The organism is Stappia sp., assembly GCF_048261845.1.
GTDB lineage: Bacteria > Pseudomonadota > Alphaproteobacteria > Rhizobiales > Stappiaceae > Stappia.
On the sequence record NZ_JBLXFR010000009.1, the window covers coordinates 81,682 to 99,887 of the forward strand.

Annotated in this window: 18 protein-coding genes; 11 read left to right on the top strand and 7 right to left on the bottom strand. The window is 67.0% G+C overall.

The features are described 5' to 3' along the window. Positions 1–192: 192 nt before the first annotated feature. The gene (locus ACN0T5_RS06245; RefSeq protein ID WP_417767762.1) at positions 193–930 is read right to left on the bottom strand and encodes an SDR family oxidoreductase; all 738 of its coding nucleotides are present in this window, start codon (positions 928–930) and stop codon (positions 193–195) included. A gap of 57 nt (positions 931–987) precedes the next feature. Next, positions 988–1,692 (bottom strand): GntR family transcriptional regulator, encoded by a 705-nt coding sequence (locus ACN0T5_RS06250; protein ID WP_417767763.1) that lies wholly within the window; start codon positions 1,690–1,692, stop codon positions 988–990. A gap of 143 nt (positions 1,693–1,835) precedes the next feature. Between ACN0T5_RS06250 and ACN0T5_RS06255 the strand changes: the two genes are divergently transcribed. From ACN0T5_RS06255 to ACN0T5_RS06265, 3 genes are all read left to right on the top strand, one after another. Further along, entirely contained in the window at positions 1,836–2,810 is a 975-nt protein-coding gene (locus ACN0T5_RS06255; protein ID WP_417767764.1) for a sialic acid TRAP transporter substrate-binding protein SiaP, read from the top strand. 88 nt (positions 2,811–2,898) lie between these two features. After that, positions 2,899–3,447, top strand: a complete 549-nt coding sequence (locus tag ACN0T5_RS06260) for a TRAP transporter small permease (RefSeq protein WP_417767765.1) — start codon at positions 2,899–2,901, stop codon at positions 3,445–3,447. Between the two features lie 10 nt (positions 3,448–3,457). Further along, complete coding sequence (locus ACN0T5_RS06265; RefSeq protein ID WP_417767766.1) at positions 3,458–4,738, top strand: TRAP transporter large permease; 1,281 nt, start codon at positions 3,458–3,460, stop codon at positions 4,736–4,738. 91 nt (positions 4,739–4,829) lie between these two features. Here ACN0T5_RS06265 and ACN0T5_RS06270 read toward each other — a convergent pair whose 3' ends face one another. Continuing rightward, positions 4,830–5,159 (bottom strand): L-rhamnose mutarotase, encoded by a 330-nt coding sequence (locus ACN0T5_RS06270; RefSeq protein ID WP_417767767.1) that lies wholly within the window; start codon positions 5,157–5,159, stop codon positions 4,830–4,832. A 154-nt stretch (positions 5,160–5,313) separates the two neighbouring features. Here ACN0T5_RS06270 and ACN0T5_RS06275 point away from each other — a divergent pair, with 154 nt between their 5' ends. Beyond that, complete coding sequence (locus tag ACN0T5_RS06275; protein ID WP_417767768.1) at positions 5,314–6,825, top strand: UxaA family hydrolase; 1,512 nt, start codon at positions 5,314–5,316, stop codon at positions 6,823–6,825. A gap of 63 nt (positions 6,826–6,888) precedes the next feature. Here the strand turns inward: ACN0T5_RS06275 and ACN0T5_RS06280 are convergent, their stop codons facing one another. Next, positions 6,889–7,905, bottom strand: coding sequence for an aldo/keto reductase (locus ACN0T5_RS06280; protein ID WP_417767769.1), 1,017 nt, complete (start codon positions 7,903–7,905; stop codon positions 6,889–6,891). Between the two features lie 106 nt (positions 7,906–8,011). Beyond that, entirely contained in the window at positions 8,012–8,755 is a 744-nt protein-coding gene (locus ACN0T5_RS06285) for a GntR family transcriptional regulator (RefSeq protein WP_417767770.1), read from the bottom strand. A 208-nt stretch (positions 8,756–8,963) separates the two neighbouring features. Here ACN0T5_RS06285 and ACN0T5_RS06290 point away from each other — a divergent pair, with 208 nt between their 5' ends. From ACN0T5_RS06290 to ACN0T5_RS06320, 7 genes are all read left to right on the top strand, one after another. Continuing rightward, positions 8,964–9,710, top strand: a complete 747-nt coding sequence (locus tag ACN0T5_RS06290; protein ID WP_417767771.1) for an SDR family NAD(P)-dependent oxidoreductase — start codon at positions 8,964–8,966, stop codon at positions 9,708–9,710. 50 nt (positions 9,711–9,760) lie between these two features. Then, positions 9,761–10,606: a fumarylacetoacetate hydrolase family protein gene (locus ACN0T5_RS06295; RefSeq protein WP_417767772.1), complete on the top strand. Its 846-nt coding sequence runs from the start codon at positions 9,761–9,763 to the stop codon at positions 10,604–10,606. Between the two features lie 9 nt (positions 10,607–10,615). Next, complete coding sequence (locus ACN0T5_RS06300; RefSeq protein ID WP_417767773.1) at positions 10,616–11,485, top strand: amidohydrolase family protein; 870 nt, start codon at positions 10,616–10,618, stop codon at positions 11,483–11,485. 129 nt (positions 11,486–11,614) lie between these two features. Continuing rightward, positions 11,615–13,114 carry a sugar ABC transporter ATP-binding protein gene (locus ACN0T5_RS06305; RefSeq protein ID WP_417767774.1) on the top strand — a complete coding sequence of 500 codons (1,500 nt, stop codon included), beginning with the start codon at positions 11,615–11,617 and terminating at the stop codon, positions 13,112–13,114. Then, entirely contained in the window at positions 13,111–14,109 is a 999-nt protein-coding gene (locus tag ACN0T5_RS06310; protein WP_417767775.1) for an ABC transporter permease, read from the top strand. Before ACN0T5_RS06305 ends, ACN0T5_RS06310 begins: the two co-directional genes overlap by 4 nt. After that, a complete protein-coding gene (locus tag ACN0T5_RS06315; protein ID WP_417767776.1) occupies positions 14,109–15,071 on the top strand; it encodes an ABC transporter permease in 963 nt (320 codons plus the stop codon). Before ACN0T5_RS06310 ends, ACN0T5_RS06315 begins: the two co-directional genes overlap by 1 nt. A 27-nt stretch (positions 15,072–15,098) precedes the next feature. After that, entirely contained in the window at positions 15,099–16,034 is a 936-nt protein-coding gene (locus tag ACN0T5_RS06320; protein ID WP_417767777.1) for a sugar ABC transporter substrate-binding protein, read from the top strand. 73 nt (positions 16,035–16,107) lie between these two features. Here the strand turns inward: ACN0T5_RS06320 and ACN0T5_RS06325 are convergent, their stop codons facing one another. Both ACN0T5_RS06325 and ACN0T5_RS06330 read right to left on the bottom strand, forming a co-directional pair. Further along, positions 16,108–16,992, bottom strand: a complete 885-nt coding sequence (locus tag ACN0T5_RS06325; protein ID WP_417767778.1) for a 4'-phosphopantetheinyl transferase family protein — start codon at positions 16,990–16,992, stop codon at positions 16,108–16,110. After that, positions 16,970–18,206 (bottom strand): condensation domain-containing protein (locus ACN0T5_RS06330; RefSeq protein WP_417767779.1); only part of this gene is annotated, 1,237 nt, incomplete at its 5' end. The genes ACN0T5_RS06330 and ACN0T5_RS06325, both read right to left, overlap by 23 nt.

Below are 18,206 nucleotides of genomic sequence, written 5' to 3' on the forward strand. Positions count from 1 at the left end.
ATCCGACATCAGGAAAGCAACGCTCATGCCAACCGTTGGCGGGCGGGCTGACGGACGGGTTCGCGCCCGTCAGCACCGGTTTTCGCGGGGCGGGATGCTGCCGTTCACCCCTTACCTGCCGGGCATCTGCCCAAATTCTGCGCAAGGTGGCGACGCCCGCGGCCGTTCACTCACCACGGGCTGCCCGCCGCACTACATGGCCCAGCCGCCGTCAATGGCAACGGCCTGACCGGTGGTGTAGGTGGCGCCTGCCAGATACACGGCAAGGTCCGCGATCTCCTCCGGCGTGCCGAGCCGGCCGATCGGCTGGCGGGAGATGAAGGCGGCACGCGCCGCCTCGATATCGCCGCCGAGCGCGCGCATGCGGTCGGCGAGCGAGGGGCTTTCCACCGTGCCGGGGCAGATGGCGTTGCAGCGGATGCCCTGGCCGACATAGTCGGCGGCAACCGACTTGGTCAGGCCGATCACCGCCGCCTTGGACAGCGTGTAGGCGCAGCGGTTGGGCACGCCCTTCATGCTGCTGGCGACCGACGCCATGTTGACGATGGCACCCTCGCCGCGCTCCAGCATGCCCGGCAGGACGGCGCGGATGGTGCGCACCATCGAGCGCACGTTGAGATCGAGCGCGAAGTCCAGGTCCTTGTCGGGCATCTCGAGGATCGAGCCGGCATGGACGAAGCCGGCGCAGTTGAACAGCACGTCGAACGGTCCGCGCGCGGCAACGACGGCGGCGACGTCCGCATCGTCGAGAACGTCGAGCCGGCATGTCTCGATGCCGGCCGTCCCGTCGAGTTCCGCCAGGCGCTCCGTGTTGATGTCCGTGGCGAGCACCTTCGCGCCCGCGGCCGCGAAGGCGAGCGCGCTGGCCCGTCCGATTCCCTGCGCCGCCGCCGTCACCAGCACCGTCTTGCCGTCCAGATTTCCGCTCAAGTCCCGTTCCTTCCCTGTTGTCGTGCCGATGGTCCGCACCGGACCTGTCGGCCTTTCCTAGCCATTGGCAAAGATCTCGCGATGGCGCGCGGCATAGTCGCGCAACTCCCCGGTGACCGTGTCGATATGCGCGGTCATGGCCCGGCGCGCGATGTCCGGGTCGCCGCATTCCAGCCCGGCGACGATCGCCTCGTGCTCTCGCAGCGTCGCGGTCAGGCGCCTGGTCGAGCCGACCACCCGGCGCGCCCGGTCGAGCGACAGGCGCAGCTTCTCGACCGTGCCGCGCAACCGCGGATAGGAGAGCGCGTTGGCGAGCGCGTCATGAAACGCAAGGTCGAGCTCATGGAAGCCGCCGCTGTCAACCGCCTCGATCGCCGTGCGCTGGTAACGCAGGTTGCGGTGCAGGTCGTCCAGGAGGCCGGCATCCTTTCGCGATGCCAGCCGCGCGACGATCTCGGCCTCCAGCGCCCGGCGCATGAGCAGGTCCTCCTCCATGTCCGCCAGGCGGATATGGGAGACGCAGGAACCGCTCTGCGGGCGGATGTCGACCAGCCCCTCGCTGCGGAGCTGGTTGAGAGCCTCGGAAACCGGATAGCGCGACACGCCGAAACGCAGCGCAAGCTCCCCCTTGTCGAGGGTCTCGCCAGGCCGCAGGCGAAGGGAGACGATCTCGCGGCGCAACGCGTCGGCGATCAGTTCGCCAACATGCGTGCGAGACGACCGCCCCCGGGAAACCGCTGCGGAAGATGCGGAATTCGGCATTGAATTCATACTAATATGTTAGTATACAGACATGGGTTTGGAAACCGAAAAGTTGTGACGGAGGCGCGATTTGCGCCGGGAGGCCGTCGCGGCAATGCGGCAACGCATCGGACCGGATCTCGTCAGAAAGGGAGGAAAACCTAGTGAAGAACCTCAAGCAATCGCTTATCGGAACCGTCGCGCTGCTCGCCTTCTCGAGCTCGGCCGCAATGGCCGAGACGGCCCTGAAATGGGCCCATGTCTATGAGTCGAACGAGCCGTACCACACCTGTGCCGTCGCCTCTTCGGACAAGCTGAAGGCGGCAACGGACGGCCGCTACTCGATCGAGGTCTTCCCGGCCTCGTCGCTGGGCAAGGAAGTCGACATCAACGAAGGCCTGAGCCTCGGCACCGTCGACATCATCTATACCGGCCAGCTGTTCGCGGGCCGCTCGTTCGGCCCGATCGCCATCGGCGGCGCGCCGTTCATGTTCCGCGACTACGAGCACTGGGACAAGTACCGCAACTCGGACCTGTTCGAGGAGCTGTCCAAGGGCTACCAGGACGCCACCAAGAACCACATCACGTCGGTGACCTATTACGGCGAGCGTCATGTCACCTCGAACGTGCCGGTCGACAAGCCGGAGGACATGTCCGGCCTCAAGATCCGCGTGCCGAACGCGCCGCTCTACATGATGTTCCCGCGGGCGGTGGGCGCCAATCCGACGCCGATCGCCTTCGCCGAGGTCTACCTTGCCCTGCAGCAGGGCACGGTCGATGCCCAGGAGAACCCGCTTCCCACCATCCAGGCGAAGAAGTTCTACGAGGTGCAGAAGCACATCAACCTGACCGGCCATATCACCGACGCGCTGCTGACCATTGTCGGCGACCCGACCTGGCAGCAGATGGACGAGGCCGACCGGGCCGCGCTCGGCACGGTGCTCGACGAGGCGGCCGACTGCGCCACCCAGCAGATCATCGACAAGGAAAAGAGCCTGGTGCAGTGGTTCAAGGACCAGGGCGTCGACGTGCGCGAAGTGGATCGCGGGCCGTTCCGCGAGGCGACGATGAAGCTGCATAACGGCGACGACGCGACCTGGGACCAGGCCACCTACGACAAGCTCCAGGCCATCAAGTAGGTCTCATCCCGTCCGCATCCGTTTGCTACCGGACCGCCGCGCGGCCGCCCGACCGGGCTCCCGCGCGGCGGCATGGGAGGAGGCCATCATGAACACCAAACAGCTGCCGGACGACGAGGCCGACGCCGCGTCCGAAAACCTTTCCGACATCTCCTGGGGCGACAGCATCGTTCTCGCCGTCTTCTGGATCCTTGCCTTCGTCGTCTTCCTGCAGTTCTTCACGCGCTACGTCCTCAACGATTCCCTCGGCTGGACGGAGGAGATCGCGCGCTTCCTGCTGATCGGCGTGACGTTCCTCGGGTCGTTCATGGCGGTGCGCAAGGAAAGCCATATCGCCGTCGAGTTCTGCTACCGCTATTTGAGCCGCAGCGCCCGCTTCGCGCTGCAGATCACGGTCGACGTCATCTGCCTCGTCTTCTACGTCGTCGCCGGCTGGCTGTGCGTGCAACTCGCCGGCAACACGCAGCAGATGATGGTCTCGATCGACGTGCCGAAATCCTCGGTCTACTGGATCGTCGCCGCCTGCTTCGCCGCGATGTCCCTCTACGCGCTGCAAGTGCTCGCGCGCCACTGGCGTTCCGGCACAAGCCGCCTCGTCGACCCCGACGAGGCCGCCGTTCCCGGCCCCAATCTCTGAGAGGCCCTGCATGCTGCTCGCGCTGCTCTTCGTGCTCCTGTTCCTGCTCATCGCCATGGGCGCTCCCGTCGCCATCGCGCTGGCCGGCTCGTCGGCCGTCTTCATCCTGCTCGACGGCCGGGTGCCCGACGTCATCGTCATCCACCGGATGATCAACGGCGTCGACTCGTTTCCGCTGCTGGCGGTTCCCTTCTTCATTCTCGCCGGCAACCTGATGAACACCGCCGGCATCACGGCAAGGATCTTCGACTTCGCCAAGGCCCTGGTCGGCTGGATGCGAGGGGGTCTCGGCCATGTCAATGTCGGCGCCTCGGTGATCTTCGCGGGCATGTCGGGCGCGGCCGTCGCCGATGCCGGCGGCCTCGGCGCCATCGAGATCAAGGCGATGCGCGACGCCAATTACGACCCGGGCTTTGCCGTCGGCGTCACCGCCGCCTCCTCGACCATCGGGCCGATCATCCCGCCATCGCTGCCGATGGTGATCTACGGCGTCGTCGCCGGCGCCTCGATCGGCCAGCTGTTCGCAGCCGGCTTCATCCCCGGCCTGATCATGGCCGTGGCGCTGATGATCATGATCGCGATCTATGCGCGGCGGCGCGGCTATCCGCGCGACCAGGCTTTCAGCATCTCCGTGCTCGGCACCTCGCTGTCGCGCGCGGCGCTCTCGCTGATGACGCCGGTGATCATCGTCGGCGGCATCCTGTCGGGTGCCTTCACGCCCACGGAAGCGGCCATCGCCGCCTGTGCCTGGGCGCTGGTGCTGGGGCTCTTCGTCTACCGGACGCTGACGCTGCGACGCTTCCTCAGGGTGTCGTTCGACACGATCGAGACGACCGCCGTGGTGCTGTTCATCGTCGGCGCCGCATCGGTGTTCGCGTGGATCCTCACCTCGCAGCGCGCGCCCGAACATTTCGCCGCGCTGATCCTGACGATCTCCGACAACCCGATCATCGTGCTGCTGCTGATCAACCTGATCCTGCTGATCGTCGGCTGCTTCATGGAGACGGTCGCGGCGATCACGATCCTGGTGCCGGTGCTGCTGCCGATCGCGCTGAAGATGAACATCGACCCGGTGCATTTCGGCGTGATCGTCGTGCTGAACCTGATGATCGGACTGCTGACGCCGCCGATCGGCATGGTGCTCTACGTCCTGTCGCGGGTCGCCAAGCTGCCCTTCGAACGCTGCGTCTCGGCAACCCTGCCGTTCCTGGTGCCGCTGTTCCTGGTGCTCGTGCTGGTGACCTTCGTGCCGGCCGTGACGATGTGGCTGCCGACCCTGCTCTACCGCTGAGGCACGTGCGATCCCGGCGCATGTCCCAGCGCGCGCGGCCCCGGCAGACCACCCGCCGGGGCCGCGCGGCGCCCTTCTTCAGGCACCGTGTTCAGGGATGATGAAACACCGGCTCCATCGCCGCCCACCATTCGCCCTCAAGGCGGGTTGCAAGCGGCTCCTGCAGCGGGTCGCAGATCTTCCACCATTCGCGCATCGCGGGATCGAGCTTCATCCGCTCCATGTCCTGCGCGAAGTCCTCGCCGACATATTCCCAATAGGCGAAGAGCAGGTTCTCCGGCTCCTTCAGGAAGATCGAATAGTTGCGGATGCCCGCCGCCGAAATCGCCGCCAGGACCTGGGGCCAGACAGCCGCGTGAAGTTCGCGGTACCGCGCCACGACGTCCGGCTTCAGACCTATGCACATGCCCATCCTGGTCATCAGGACCCTCCTCGCTCGGGAAAAACGTCAAGGAAACAAACGGAATGGCGAAAGCTTTCACCTTGACATTTCCTATTGTTATATTAGTATTCCTATACAGATCAGCATGGTTTCGCAACCTGACCCCGCTCACCCCGAAAACATCGACGGCCCAATGACGCGCGCTCTCAGACTTACCGATGCCGACAACATCGTCGTGGCGATCGAGGCCATCAGCCCCGGCGAGACAGCGGGCGGGATCAGCGCCGCGCAACGCGTGCCGCGCGGTCACAAGATGGCGATCGAGCCGATCGGCCGGGATGCGGCCATCGTCAAATACGGGCAGGTGATCGGCTTCGCCAGGGACGACATCGCGCCGGGCGACTGGGTTCACGAGCACAATGTCTACCTGCACGCGTTCGACCGGGACTACGATTTCGGCCGCGACGCCCGCCCGACCGCCTATGTGACGCCGGAAAAGCGGCGCAGCTTCCAGGGCTTCCGGCGCGCCAACGGCAAGTACGGCACCCGCAACTACATCGCCATCCTGACCTCGGTGAACTGCTCGGCCAGCGCCTCGCGCTTCATCGCCGACCAGGTGACCCGCTCCGGCGTGCTCGACGACTATCCCAATGTGGACGGGGTCATCTCGCTGGTGCATGGCACCGGCTGCGGTCTCGATGTCGATGGCGAGGCGTACGAGCTGCTCAAGCGGACCCAGTGGGGCTTCGCCACCAATCCCAATATCGGCGGCGTGCTGATGGTCGGCCTCGGCTGCGAGGCCTTCCAGATCCCGCGCTGGATGAACACCTACGGCATCAAGGAAGACGCCGCTTTCCGCACGCTGACCATCCAGGAGGTGGGCGGCACCCGCAAGACGGTCGAGGCCGGCGTCAAGGCGGTGCTGGAAATGCTGCCGATCGCCAATGCGGCGACACGCAGCGAGGCGCCCGCCTCCGAGCTGATGCTGGCGCTGCAATGCGGTGGCTCGGACGGCTATTCCGGCATTACCGCCAACCCGGCGCTCGGCATGGCCGTCGACCTGCTGGTCGCGGAAGGCGGCACGGCGATCCTGTCCGAGACGCCGGAGATCTACGGCGCCGAGCACCTCCTGATGCGCCGCGCCGAACAGGCCGCCATCGGCGAGAAGCTGGCCGGACGGATCCGCTGGTGGGAGGAGTACACCGCCCGCCACAACATGGAGATGAACAACAACCCGTCTCCGGGCAACAAGGCGGGCGGGCTGACCACCATCCTTGAAAAATCGCTGGGCGCGGCGGCCAAGGGCGGCTCGACCAACCTGACCGGCGTCTTCGACTATGCCGAGGCGGTCGATGCCAAGGGTCTCGTCTTCATGGACACGCCCGGCTACGACCCGGTCTCGGCCACCGGCCAGGTCGCCGGCGGCGCCAACATCCTGTGCTTCACCACCGGGCGCGGCTCCGCCTTCGGCTGCAAGCCGACACCCTCGATCAAGCTTGCCTCGAACTCCTATATCTACGGGCAGATGAACGAGGACATGGACATCAATTGCGGTGACATCCTCGACGGCGTCACGCTCGCCGACAAGGGCGAGGAGATCCTGCAACGGGTCCTCGCCGTCGCATCCGGGGAGCGGACCAAGTCGGAGGCGCTTGGCTATGGCGACAGCGAATTCGTGCCCTGGCAGGTCGGCGCGACGATGTAGTCCCGCCGTTTCGCGAAACGCGGCCCGACCGGTTCCGGGGGGCCCTGGTTTCCTCCGCGCCGGCTATTCCACCGCCTCGAGGGCGTTCCAGAGTTCATCGGGAATGTCGCGCTCGAACCAGTCGATGCTGGTCGTGACGTCCTGCGGGCTTCGCGCGCCCACGAGGACGGAGGCAACGGCGGCGTTGCGAAGAGGAAAGCGGATCGCCGCCGCGCCGAGCGGAACCTCATGGCGGGCGCAGATGCCGGCCAGCCTGTCGACCTTGCGCAGGATTTCGGGCGGGGCGTCGGCATAGTTGAACTTGCGGTCGCCGCCGGTTGCCGACGCCAGAATTCCCGAATTGTAGACACCGCCCATGATGATCGCGACATCGCGGGCCTTCGCCTTGTCGAGGAGCGCCGCCCCGCTGCGGTCGAGCAGCGTGTAGCGCCCGGCCAGCAGGCAGCAGTCGAGATCGGCCTCGTTCATGGCCGCGTCGATGACCTCCGCCTCGTTGACACCGAGCCCGAAGCCCTTGATGAGGCCGGCTGCACGCAGTTCCGAAAGCGCCCTGAACCCGCCGGATACAAGTGCGTTCCAGTGGCGTTCGTGCCGCTCGCCATGGGTGACCCGGCCAATGTCATGGACGAAAAGAAGATCGATCTCCGGCCGTCCCATGCGCTGCTGGCTGTCGTCGAAGCTGCGCATGATGCCGTCATAGCCGTAGTCGAAGATTTCCTGGAAGCGCAGGCCGTTGCGCCAGCCGGAATCGAAGGGATTGGCCGGCGCCGGCGGCGGCAGGTGGCGGCCAGGACGGGGGCGCGCCATCAGCCGACCCGCCTTGGTGCTGACCACCGCCTCGTCGTTGTCGCCCGCCTCTTCGCGCAGAAAATGGCCGAGAAGATGCTCGGCCCGGCCGAGCCCGTACATGGGCGCGACGTCGAAATGGCGAATGCCCGCCGCCCAGGCGGCGGCGAGCGCGGCAAGCGCCTCAGACGCGTCGGCGGACCTGTAGAGACCGCCAAAGGCGGCGCATCCCAGACCGAGCGCGGTCACGTCCAGGCCGGCTCTTTTCAACGTCCTGCGGTCGGATACCTTCACGGTTTGGCTCTCTCCTCTGGTCTCGTGGTGCGGATGGTCGCGGCGCCCGCCATGGCGCGGTCCGCGCCAGGCAGACGGATAGGCAAGCAGGCGGGCGAGACGGCGATCAGTCGTCCGACGGAACGGCCTGGCTGTCGGGCTCGGTGTCGAGATAGGCCAGCGTGTTGCGCAGGGAGGTCTCCAGATGATCGCGCAGGGCGGTCATGGCGCCCTCCTGGTCGCGGTTTGCCAGCGCCGCCAGGATGGCGCGATGCTGGGCGATGGTCTCCTGCGCGGCGCCCGGCGAGGGAATGGTGCGCAGCCGGCAACGGTCCATCTGGGCCTTCGAGACATCGACCGCCTTCCACAGCATGCTGAGCCCGTTCACCTCCGCGATGTAGCGGTGCAGGTCGTCGTCGCGCGCGATCGCCTCGTCGTAGCGCTCGCGCTTCACCGCGACTTCCTGGGCGTGGATGATGTCCTCGAGGTCGTGGATCTGGGACGGCTCGATGACCAGCGCCGCCCGCCTGATGCTCTCCAGCTCCAGCGCGATGCGGATGATATAGGCCTCCTCGACCTGCTTGCGGCTGATGGCGGAGACGAATGTGCCATGCTGGGCGAAAACCTCGATCAGGCCCTCGTCGCTGACCTTCTTCACCGCCTCGCGCACGGGCGTGCGCGAAATGCCGAGCTTGTTGGCGATCTCGATCTCGTTGATCGGCGCGCCCGGCTCCAGCTTGCCGATGACGATCGCCTTGCGCACAAGGGCGTAGACCTGATCGCGCAGCGGAATGGTCCGGTTGAGCGTCACGCCATCAAGGAACCCCGAGAGCTTGAGCTTGTCCGCCTCTTCCCGCATTTTCGCAGCCATGTTCCAGAACCCCACTTTGTCCGCGGCCGTCTCGACCGATTGACCTCGGATTGTCGCGAAAAACAGCATGCGTCAATCAAATCGCGGGGTCATCCTTGTTCACTCTATTATTATACTAGTGTAACATGAAAGGGCAATCCGCAATGCGAACGGCCCGCGAGGAGGCGGCCGGCGGCGGCGCGGTCCTGCAACAGGAGGAAATTCCAAGGTGAATACGATTGATCTGGGCGGCCAGTCGGCTGTCATCACAGGCGGCGCGCAAGGGCTCGGACTGGCCTTCGCCCGGCGCATCCTGGCATCGGGTGCCAAAGTCGCCCTGTGGGACATGAACGGCGAGCGCCTTGCTGCCGCCCGCGAGGAGCTGGGCGGCGGTGTCGAAGGCATCACCGTCGACATCACGGACGCGGAGGCGGTGGTCGCCGCGCATCGCGAAACCGAACAGCGCCTCGGTCCGGTGTCGATCCTCGTCAACTCCGCCGGCATCGCGGGTCCCAACCACCGGCTGGAGGACTATCCGCTGGAGGATTGGCGGCGCGTCATCGACATCAACCTGAACGGCACCTTTCACGTCAACCGCGCCGTCGTCCCCTCGATGAAGGCCAGGGGCTACGGCCGCATCGTCAACGTGGCCTCGATCGCCGGCAAGGAGGGCAACCCCAACGCCTCCGCCTATTCCGCCTCGAAGGCGGCGGTGATCGGCCTGACCAAGTCGCTGGGCAAGGAACTCGCCGGCCAGGACATCGCCGTCAACTGCGTGACGCCGGCGGCCGCGCGCACGCCGATCTTCGACCAGATGAGCCAGGAGCATATCGACTACATGCTCTCAAAGATCCCGCGCGGACGCTTCCTGGAGGTGGACGAGGCCGCCAACATGGTCGCCTGGCTCTGTTCGAAGGAGAACAGCTTCACCACCGGCGCCGTGTTCGACCTGTCCGGCGGGCGCGCCACCTACTGACCGCCCTTCCCGCTGCCTTTCCCTTCCCCAACTTCTTTCGGAGACATGACATGAAGCTTCTGCGCCATGGCGAAGCAGGCAATGAAAAGCCCGGCATCCTCGATGCGGACGGCAAGATCCGCGATCTTTCCGGCGTGATCGGCGATGTCGGCGGCGAGCATATCCACCCCGACGCGCTGGCGAAACTGGCGGCGCTCGACACGGCAACGCTGCCGCTGGTCAGCGGCAATCCGCGGCTCGGGCCTTGTGTCAGCGGCACCGGCAAGTTCATCTGCATCGGTCTCAACTACGCGGACCACGCGGCGGAATCGGGCATGGCCGTTCCGAGCGAGCCGGTCGTCTTCATGAAGGCGACCTCGGCCATCACCGGCCCCAATGACGACGTTCTGATCCCGCGCGGCTCGATCAAGACCGACTGGGAGGTCGAGCTCGGCGTCGTCATCGGCAAGACGGCGAAATATGTGAGCGAGGCCGACGCGCTCGATCACGTCGCCGGCTATTGCGTTGCCCATGACGTTTCGGAGCGCGCCTTCCAGGCGGAGCGCCAGGGCCAGTGGACCAAGGGCAAGAGCTGCGACACGTTCGGCCCCATCGGACCCTGGCTGGTGACGCGCGACGAGATCGCCGACCCGCAGAACCTCGCCATGCGGCTCAGCGTCAACGGCGAGACGATGCAGAACGGCTCGACGAAGACGATGGTCTACGGCGTCGCCTTCCTCGTCTCCTACCTGTCGCAGTTCATGTCGCTGCAGCCCGGCGACATCATCTCCACCGGCACGCCTCCGGGCGTCGGCATGGGCATGAAGCCGCCGCGCTACCTCAAGGCGGGCGATATTGTGGAGCTCGAGATCGAGGGCCTGGGTTCGCAGAAACAATCCGTGCGCGCCGACGCCTGAGGTCTCCCCATGTCCGCCAGTCCGAACCGAAAGCCGGTCCCGGTCATCGATGCCCACCATCACTTCTGGAAGGTGGCGCGCGGCGACTATCACTGGATGACGGCGGAGACGGGTCTCCCGCTCCGCCGCGACTACCTGCCCGAAGACCTCGCCCCGCTCCTGCGCAAGGCCGGTGTCGACAGGACGGTGGTCGTGCAGGCGGCGCAAAGCGAGGCCGAGACGGAGTTCCTTCTCGACCTTGCCGACGGGGCCGGTTTCGTCGCCGGGGTGGTCGGCTGGCTGGACATGGAAGATGCAGGCTTCGCCGGCAAGCTGGACCGGCTCCTGGCGCGGCCGAAATTCGTCGGCCTGCGCCCCATGCTGCAGGACCTCGACGACGATGCCTATATCCTGCGGCCGGGCGTGCGTGACAATCTCGCCCGCATGGCCGAGCGCGGGGTCGCCTTCGACGTGCTGGGTTTCCCCCGGCACCTTGCCAATGTCACGAGCGCGCTGGAAGCGGTTCCCCAGCTCAGGGCCGTCGTCGACCACCTGTCGAAGCCGGCAATCGCCGCGCGGGAGTTCGACGGCTGGGCCGCCGGGATCTCGCGTCTCGCGGCCCTGCCCAACGTCCATTGCAAGCTCTCCGGGATGATCACGGAGGCCGACCACGCTTCCTGGCGGCCGGCCGACCTCGAACCCTATGTCGACCATGTGCTGTCGGCCTTCGGCCCGGGGCGGCTGATGTTCGGAAGCGACTGGCCGGTCTGCCTGCTGGCGGGCAGCTATGCCGAGGTGCTCAACGCCCTGCGCACGGTGCTCGACGGGAAACTCTCCGCCGACGAGCGTGCCGGGGTCTATGGCGCCAATGCCGCGCGCTTCTACGGGCTTTGCGGATAGGGAGAGCCGCAAGAATGGCCGGAGATCCGGCCTTGCACGCATTGTTATATTAGTGTAATAGACTGTCATCCACCCGGCGAACACGGCGACAGACCGGCGGCGCGGGGACACGGAACCGGGAGGGAGGACATGGCCGCATCCGGCAGCGCCCTGCGCATGCGGGGGATCAGCAAGACGTTTCCGGGCGTGAAGGCGCTCTCCGACGTCAGCCTCAGCGCCGAGTACGGCCGGGTCCACGCCATTGTCGGCGAGAACGGCGCCGGCAAGTCCACCTTGATGAAAATCCTGAGCGGCACCTACCTGCCAAGCGCCGGAACGACGGAAGTCGATGGCGTGGAGGTCCGCATGCGCAAGCCGGCGGACGCCCAGAAGCTGGGCATCCGCATGGTGCACCAGGAGCTGAACCTGGTGCCGGACCTGAGCGTCGCGGAGAACGTCTATCTCGGCCGGATGCCCCGGCGCCGGGGCTTCGTCGACCGGGCGGCGATGCTGCGCGACACGAAAGCCATCCTGGAGGAACTGGGCGCGGCCATCGACCCGAAGGCGCGGCTGGGCGACCTGTCGATCAGCCAGCAGCAGCTCGTCGAGATCGCCAAGGCCTATTCGGCCGGCCCGCGCATCATCGTGCTGGACGAACCGACGTCCAGCCTCAGCGAACACGAGACCGCCGCGCTGTTCCGCATCCTGCGGACGATGAAGGCGGCCGGGATCGCGATCATCTATATCAGCCACCGGCTCAAGGAAGTGCTGGAGATCGCCGACGACGTGACCGTGCTGCGCGACGGCCAGCTGATCGACACGCGGCCCGCCGCCGGCATCACAGCCGCGGAGATGATCCGTCTCATGGTCGGGCGGGAGGTGACCAATGTCTTCCCGAAAACACCATCGGAAATCGGCGACCCGGTTCTGAAGGTCGTCGGCCTTTCCGACGGGCACGACTTCCACGACATCAGCTTCGAGGTCCGGGCCGGCGAGATCCTCGGCCTGACCGGCCTTGTCGGTGCCGGCCGCACGGAACTGGCGCGGGCGATCTTCGGCCTTGCGCCGGTGAGCCGGGGCCGGATCGAGATCAATGGCGTGGCAACCACGATCACCTCGCCCGCCGCCGCCGTGAAGGCCGGCATTGCCTATGTGCCCGAAGACCGCAAGGACAGCGGCATCATCCCCTCGATGAGCGTCCGGGAAAACATCAGCCTGCCGGTGCTGCGACGGTTGTCGCACCTCGGGCGCGTCAGCATGAGCGCCGACCGCAGGCTCGCGGCGAAATACACGCGCGATTTTGCCATCGCCCCGCCCGACCCGGAGCGCCGCATCGAACAGCTTTCCGGCGGCAACCAGCAAAAGGCGGTGATCTCGCGCTGGCTGTCGACGGGCCCCTCGGTGCTGATCCTCGACGAGCCGACGCGCGGCGTCGATGTCGGCGCCAAGGCGGAGATACACCGCATCATCGGCGAGCTCGTCGCAGGCGGCATGGCCGTCGTGATGATCTCGTCGGAACTGCCGGAAGTGCTGGGCGTCTGCGACCGGGTGGTGGTCATGCGCGACGGCCGCGCCGCGCCGCCGGTCGAGCGCGAGGCACTCAGCGAGGAACGGATCATGGCGCTTGCCACGGGAGAGGAAGCGGCATGACGGACGCATCTGCAACCATGCGGCAGGAGGCCGGCAGCGCACGCTTCAGCAAGGACGGCAGACTTGCCGCACTGCTCGCCCGGGCCGGGCTCGGCATCGCCATCCTGGCGGTGATCGCCTATGGCAGCGCCGTCAGCCCGGTATTCTTCACCACCGGCAACCTGATCAACGTGATGACCTCGATGGCGATCATCGGCATCGTCGTCGTCGGCATGACCTTCGTGCTGGTGGTCGGCGGGCTGGCCGACCTCTCCGTGCCCGCGACGATCGCCTGCGGCGCCATTCTCTCTCTGGCGCTGCAGCCGGTGATCGGCCCGGTGCCCGCCTTCGTCGCGGCCATCGGCCTGGCCGGGCTTTGCGGCCTCGTGAGCGGCGTCCTGATCGGCTATGTCGGCATCAATCCGATCATCGCAACCCTCGGCATCGGCACCATCGTGCTCGGCATTGTCCAGGCTGCCGTCGGCGGCGTGATCGTCTACGGCACCAACCCCGAAACGGCGATGCTGGTGAAGAGCCGCCTGTTCGGCATTCCCGCCATCGTGCTGATCTTTCTCGCCGTCGCGATTGCCGGAAACTTCCTGCTGGCGCGCTCCTGGTGGGGACGCTGGACCTTCGCCACGGGCGGCAACCAGAAGGCCGCGGAGGCCGCCGCCGTGCCGGTCCGGGCGGTCAAGGCGGGCGCCTTCGTCATCACCGGGCTCTGCTCGGGCCTGAGCGGGGCCCTGCTCGGCCTGACCCTGCAAAGCGCGCGGCCGCTGGTCGGCACCGGCTACGAGTTCAGCGCGATCACCGCCGTCGTGGTCGGCGGCGTCTCGATCATGGGCGGGGCGGGATCCGTGCCACGGGCCATCGCCGGCCTCGTCTTCGTGCAGTTGCTGACCAACGTGATGGTGCTGCAAGGGGTGCGCACCCCGGTCCAGGGCCTCGTGCTCGGCCTGCTCATTGCGGGCGCGGTGGCTCTCGATGTCGCCCTTCGCCGCCGGGGAGGCGCCTGATGAACCTCTTTGCAACCATCGTCCGGTTCCGCGTCGCCGTCATCCTCGGGCTGACGCTTGTCTTCGCCTCGCTGCTGGTGCCGGGGTTCCTCGGGGCGACCACGCTGAGCCTCGGCCTCGACCGGGGCGCGACGGTCGGCCTCATCGCCATCGGCATGACGGTGCTGCTCATCGCCCGGCAGATCGACCTTTCCGTCGGCTCGACATTCGCGCTGGCCGGCATCGTCGCGGTGATGCTGCAGCCCAGCCTCGGCATCTGGCCGGCGGCGATGGCCGGGCTCATCGCGGGCGCCGCCGCCGGTGCGGTCAACGGCCTGCTCGTCGTCGCCTTGCGGGTGACCCCGCTGGTGGCGCCCCTCGCCACCATGCTGATCTTCCGCTCGGCCGCCCACTGGCTCACGGACAGCCAGCCGGTTCCGGGCACCGACATCATGCTGTCTGTGTCGCTGTCGAAGATCTACCTGGACGTCTTCACCCTGCGCAGCGCGCTGTTCATCGGCGCCGTGCTGCTGCTGCATGTGTGGCTGACCCGCACGGTGGCCGGGCGCAACCTTTTCGCCGTGGGCTCGAATGCCGATGCCGCGAAGGCGAGCGGCATCTCGCCCGGGCGGACCGTGTTCCTGAGCTTCGTCTTCGCCGGCCTGCTCGCGGGTCTCGCCGGCGTGCTGCAGAGCCTGACCACCAACACGGGCTCGCCGGTCTTCGGGTCGGAGCTGCTCGTCGCCGTGATCGCGGCCGTCGTCGTCGGCGGCACCCGCATCGAGGGAGGACGCGGCTCGGCACTCGGCACGCTGGGAGGCGTGCTGACCATAGCCTCGCTGACCACCGCGATGGAGTTCCAGTCGGTGCCCGCCTACGTCCAGCAGGTCGTCGCCGGATGCATCCTGATCCTGCTTGTCGTTCTGGACCGCACCGTGCGGCCGGGGCCCCGCAACCATGCCGCGGCAGGCGGTGTGCACTGATTTTACAGCCATTCGAAGGAGGAGACGATGGCGAACTGGAAACGTGGACTGCTTCTCGGGACACTCGCACTTCTGGCTTCCGCCAGTTGGGCGCAGGCCAAGACCGTCTGCTACGTGACGGCCGCCGACGCGCACGCCTATGCGACGCCGGCCAACGAGGCGCTGGAGGCACGCGCCAAGGAACTGGGCATCGAGATGATCACGCTCAGCCAGAACTTCGATGTGCAGACCGGCACGGAGCAGCTCGGCACCTGCATCGCGCGCAGCGTCGACGGGATCATTCTCTGGCCGCTCGACCCGCAGGCGTATATCCCCGGCCTTGCCCGCGCCCAGCAGGCGGGAATCCCGGCGATCCTGATCAACTCGCCGATGGACGAACAGGCCAACCAGTTCATCAAGTCGTTCACCGGGCCGGACGTCTACGAGGAAGGCGAGATGGCGGCGGACTCGCTGAACAGCGTGCTCGGCGGCGAAGGCTCCGTCATCGTCATCGCCGGACAGGCGGGCAACGGCACGACCATCGGCCGCGTCGGCGGTTTCGTTGACCGGCTCGCGGAGATCGGCAGCAAGATCGAGGTGCTGGACACGGTCAACGCCGATTTCGACCAGCAGAAGGCGCTGGTCGTGAGCCGCGACCTGATCACCCGCTTCGGCGACAAGATCAACGGCGTCTACGCCAATGACGACACGATGGCGCGCGGCTTCATCGATGCCTGGAAGGAAGCCAATCCGGGCAAGCAGACGCCGCCGATCGTCGGCATCAATGGCCAGAAGGACGCCTTCGCGTCGATCAAGTCCGGCGAGATGCATTCGACCATCGTCCAGTCGCCGGTCGAGGACGGCAAGCTGGCGATCGAGACGATGGCCGAGATCCTCGACGGCAAGGAGGTGGAAGCCCGCCGCCCGATCCCGCTGACGGTGGTGACGAGCGAGAATGTCGACAGCGTCGAACCGGCGTTCTGAGCTTCGATACACCTGAAAGACTGCAAGGGGCCCGGCGGCACAGCCGGGCCCCTTGTGCCTTGCACGCGTGTCTTCACGTCGCGCTCGAACACCTGTCCCAGACGAAATCGAGGCGGCGCACGGCGCGTCCCGGCACGCTCTCGAACACCGGGATTTCACGGCCTGGACGGGCAGGCTCTCCGCCACACAGCGCCAGCGAATGGCGCTCGCCCGCCGGCGAGGTCAGCATCGCCTGCCGAAAGGCCGGAGCAGAGAAGGCCGGGGAAAAACCGTCACCTGCGAAATGCGGCGGCACCCGGTCGGGATGGCGCCGGAAGGCGATGCGGCCCGGCGCCGGGAAGGCGAAGGAAAAGCTGTCGAGCGGCAGCGACAGGCCGAAGCCGGTCGCCTTGATGTAGCTCTCCTTCAGGCTCCAGAGCGTGAAGAAGCGGTCACGCTGCTGCGCTTCGGGCAAGGCCTCCAGATCCGCCACCTCCTCGGGCGCGAAATAGCGCCGCGCGATGCCGGGGCCGATGTTGCGGGTGGCCTGCTCGACATCGACGCCGACCGGCCCCTCCTCCTCGCCTGCAGCGACCGCCAGCGCGACAAGTCCGGTCGCATGCGACAGGTTGAAGGCGATGCGCGGCAGGCCGGCGGCGATTTCCGGCTTGCCCTGCGGTCCGGCATCGAAGCGCCAGTCACGCGGCGCGACCTGCGGATGGAAAAGCGACAGCACCTGGCGGACGAGACCGTGGGCCAGGGCAAACTGCCGGCGCAGGGCGGGGAAGCGAAAGCGGGCCATGCGCGCCAGTTCACTGTCGCTCAGGCAGTCTTGGCAGCCCGCAATCGCGGCGGCGGCCTCCGGCTCCGCGTCGCGGCAGAGCCAGACCGACAGACCGCGGCGTGCCGGATTTTCGGCGGGCCAGGAGCGCCAGGCCGCGGCGGCGCCGACATTGTTACTGGCGGGCGGCAAGTTCACCCTCGATCGCCCTTCTCATCCGCGACACGATGGCGAGGATATCGTCGTCCGAAAATGCCCTGGTGCGATAGAGAAACCGCAGGGCGCAGCCGTCGGCATAGGGCCGGGCAAAGGCCAGCATCTCGTGCGGCAATGAGGCACGAAGCGCCCCGCCCCTCGGCGCCAGCGCCAGACCGGCGGGCATGCGCTCGGTGACGTCATAGCCGTCAAGGGCGAAGCTGACGCCGGTAACCGGGTGGATGCGCTCGTCGGGCGGCTCCCCGATGAGCCGCGCCAGATCCTCGAAGCCGACATCCTGATGCTCCCGCGCCTCTTCGAGCAGCCGGTCAAGATACGCGACGATCTCGCGCGTCGGCGCTGCCGCGCAATCGAGGCGCACCGGCACGGCACTGAAAAGCAGCCCGAGCGTGTCGAGCAGTTCCGGCCGGTAGCGACCGTGCGTGGTGACGCGGATGATCAGATCATCCATGCCGACATGTCCGGCCAGCGCGCGATAGAAATGCGACATGAGATAGGGGAAGACGCCGGTGTTCATCTCCTTGGTCGCGGCGAGAAGGGCTTCGTGATCGCAGCCCAGCGCCACGCTCAGCGAGCGGCCGGACATGTCGTGCCTGTCGGGCCCGGCGATGAAACGCTTCATCGGCGGCGCGTCCTGGATATGCCTCAGCCAGTGGGCGGCCGAGCGGGACTTCTCGCCGCCGCACTGGAGCGCAAGCACCGAGCTGAAGGGCGTGCGCGGGGCGACGGCCATGCCTTTCAGCTGGTCCTCGATGTCGCGGCGGATGTATTCGCGCGACATGCCGTCACTGATCAGGTGATGCATCGACAGGACGAGACGCCCGGCACCGGAGGGCGCGGTCAGCAGCAGCAGGCGAAAGGGGCGTTCGGTCTCGATGTCGAAGGCCCGCTCCGTGAAGGTTGTCGCCAGCCGGTCGAACTCCGCTTCCCGCGCCTCGACCTCCTCGAAATCCTCTGGCCCGCACCGCGTCGGCAGGAAATACTGGCGCAGGCCCTCGGCGCCCGGACGGAACCGGAGGTGGAAGCAGTCGTTGCCGGCGATGACCTGCGATACCGCCTCGCGGACCCGGTCGGCAGCGCCGGGCGCGAACGGCATCTGCAGGATCATATTGATCGCGGCGCCGACCGCCTGCTGGCAGGAAATGGTGTAGATGGGCCGGTGTCGGCTGGTCGGCGGTCTAGCCTGGTCCTGCGAC